Here is a 2,516-nt window from a genome sequence, read left to right as displayed (position 1 = left end):
CCCCAGCCCCTGGCACCGGCCAGCCGACCGACGTGATGGAGGTCGAGAACTCGAGCTGACACGGACTCCAGGGGCTGGTCCGGCCGTCAGCCGTCGGCGATGGCGACCCGGTGGCGGAAGGCTTCCGGGGCGCCGAGATGCTCGACGATCCAGGCGGCGATGGTGGCTCGGGTGGCGGTGCCGGCGCTGGGCAGCGGGTGGTCGTAGGCGATGCTCGGATTCGCGGCGGGCGGGCCGTCCTTGAGCATGGGTGCGCGGATGACCGTCCAGTTCGTGTCGGAGTCGGCGAGTACCGCCTCCATCCGGGCCAGGTCGCGGTGGATCTCCCGGTAGAGCCGGTCCACCACGAGCCGGGTCACCAGTCGTTGGGGGAACGGGAGATGGCCGCTCTCCAACCCCGCCGAGGACATCATCACCAGATGCCGCACCCCGCCGGCCTCCGCGGCGCTCACCAACTCACGCGCGCCGTCCGAGAAGACGGTGGTGGCGGCCCGACCGGTCGTACCGAGCGTGGAGACCACCGCGTCGTGGCCGGCGAGCGGCTCGTGCAGGGCGCCGTGCCGGTGGACGTCGGCCTGGGCGGTGAGCGGGGTGCCATGGGTGAACTTCGGCAGCCGGGCGGGTGTGCGGGCGACCGCGGTGACGGTGTGCCCGGCGGCGAGGGCGAGATCGACGACCAGGCGGCCGGTGCGGCCGGTGGCGCCGATGACGGCGAGCTTCATGGGGTCTCCGTATGGCGTTGGGGGCCCGGGAGGGCCGGATGTGGCTGATCGGGTCGTGACTCCAGCGGCTCCCGAGGAGTGGCCGTCCGGCTCTCCGGGGGCGCCATGAGCGCTGATGGGGAGGTGTGCGGCGTGCGCGGTCGCTGACCGCGGAGAGGGCGGCGGAGTGTTCCTCCTTGCGGATCTCGGTCCCGGCGAACGCTTGCCGATTCATTCAGACAGCCTGTATGACTGAAGCTAAGTGAAGCACACCACCGAGATCAAGGGAGCGGTAAGGCATGGGAGTTCAGTACCCCGACCTGATGGGCAAGGTCGTTGTGGTCACCGGCGGAAGCCGGGGCATAGGGGCCGAGACCGCGCGCTCGTTCGCCCGACAGGGAGCCTCGGTCGCGGTCCTGGGCCGGGACGAGGCGGCCTTGGACGCCGTCGCCGAGGAACTGCGGGCGGTCGGCTCCGGGCTGACCGGGGCGGATGCGGCCGGCGCCGGGGCGCTGGGCCTGGTCGCCGACTGCACCGACGCCGCGGCGCTCGCCCGGGCCGCCGCCCGGATCGAGGCGGAGCTCGGCCCGGTCGACGTCCTCGCGGCGTTCGCCGGTGGGGACGGCTACCCCGTGCCGACCGTCCAGGAGACCGAGGAGCACTGGCGGTCCGTGCTGGACGCCAACCTCACGGCCACCTTCCTCACCCTCCAGGCTTTCCTGCCGGGCCTGCTCAAGCGCGGCAGCGGCTCGGTGATCACCATGGCGTCCACGGCCGGCCGGCTGCCCAGCGGCTCCTCCGCCGCGTACGCGGCCGCCAAGGCCGGCGTGCTGATGTACTCCAGGCACCTGGCCCTGGAGCTGGCGGGTGAGGGCGTCCGCGTCAACGCGATCGCGCCGGGCGCGGTACGGACCGAGCGGACGGCCGCCGTCATGCCGCCCGAGGTGCAGGCATCGGTCGCCGCCGCACACCCGCTGGGCCGGCTCGGCGAACCCGCGGACATCGCGGCGGCCACCCTCTTCCTGGCCTCGGCCGCGTCCTCCTGGATCACCGGACAGACCCTGGACGTCAGCGGCGGACGGGTCATCGTCTGACCCTCCCGCTCCCGGCGATCGGAGATACTGCCTGTTCACAGGAGTCCAGCCCCCGCCGCGACGGCGGCGGGGGCGAGCGAGTGGAGGCGAGCGCGATGACCCCTCGGGCCTACCGGATGGGACAGCGGCAGGCGGACGTGGACGAGACACGCGTGCGGATCACCGACGCCGCGCGGGCACAACTCGCCGAGACGGGCGCGCTCTCGCTGGACGCGGTGGCCAGGCGGGCGGACGTCGCCCGGGCCACCGTCTACTACCAGTTCGGTTCGAAGACCGGCCTACTGGAGGCGGTCTTCGACGCGCTCGCCGCTCAGGGCGGGATGGCGCGGCTCGCCGAGGCCTTCACCCACCGCGAGCCCTGGTCCGCGGTGGACCGCTTCGTCGAGGTGATGGGTGGCTTCTGGGCGGTGGACCGCGTCTGCACCCGCCGGCTGCGCGCGCTGGCCGCCCTGGACGAGGAGGTCGGCCGGGTGATCGGCGAGCGCGACGCCCGGCGCCGCGAGGGCACCAAGGTCCTGGCCGGCCGTCTCGAGCGCGCACCGCGGGACGCGGCGACACTGCTGTTCGTCCTCACCGGCTTCGAGACCTTCGACGCGCTGGCGGGCGAGGAGGTCGGCCCGGACGGGGATCTGCGGGTGGCCATCCCGGCCGTGACCCGGCTGGTGCGGAGCGCACTGGGCGGACCCGCGGCCTGAACCACCGGGGGCACACGCCCCACGCC

Annotated in this window: 3 protein-coding genes; 2 read left to right on the top strand and 1 reads right to left on the bottom strand. The window is 73.8% G+C overall.

What is annotated here, in order from left to right; genetic code table 11:
* Nucleotides 1-86 precede the first annotated feature (86 nt).
* On the bottom strand, nucleotides 87-722 hold the full coding sequence (locus E4099_RS31245) for an NAD(P)-dependent oxidoreductase (RefSeq protein ID WP_135342469.1): 636 nt from the start codon (nucleotides 720-722) through the stop codon (nucleotides 87-89).
* Nucleotides 723-1,000: 278 nt separating this feature from the next.
* Between E4099_RS31245 and E4099_RS31235 the strand changes: the two genes are divergently transcribed.
* The gene (locus tag E4099_RS31235; RefSeq protein WP_135342468.1) at nucleotides 1,001-1,795 is read left to right on the top strand and encodes an SDR family NAD(P)-dependent oxidoreductase; all 795 of its coding nucleotides are present in this window, start codon (nucleotides 1,001-1,003) and stop codon (nucleotides 1,793-1,795) included.
* A 95-nt stretch (nucleotides 1,796-1,890) separates the two neighbouring features.
* On the top strand, nucleotides 1,891-2,490 hold the full coding sequence (locus E4099_RS31230) for a TetR/AcrR family transcriptional regulator (RefSeq protein ID WP_135342467.1): 600 nt from the start codon (nucleotides 1,891-1,893) through the stop codon (nucleotides 2,488-2,490).
* Nucleotides 2,491-2,516: the final 26 nt, after the last annotated feature.

The sequence above is a fragment of the Streptomyces palmae genome (genome assembly GCF_004684805.1).
GTDB classification, from domain to species: domain Bacteria; phylum Actinomycetota; class Actinomycetes; order Streptomycetales; family Streptomycetaceae; genus Streptomyces; species Streptomyces palmae.
The sequence above is the reverse complement of the archived record's forward strand: the minus strand, read 5'-3'. Positions and strand labels throughout refer to the sequence as shown.

Bases quoted from the DNA above. Each gene is read 5' to 3' on its own strand.
- E4099_RS31235 (WP_135342468.1), top strand. From the start codon at position 1,001: ATGGGAGTTCAGTACCCCGACCTGATGGGCAAGGTCGTTGTGGTCACC.
- E4099_RS31245 (WP_135342469.1), bottom strand. From the start codon at position 722: ATGAAGCTCGCCGTCATCGGCGCCACCGGCCGCACCGGCCGCCTGGTC.
- E4099_RS31230 (WP_135342467.1), top strand. From the start codon at position 1,891: ATGACCCCTCGGGCCTACCGGATGGGACAGCGGCAGGCGGACGTGGAC.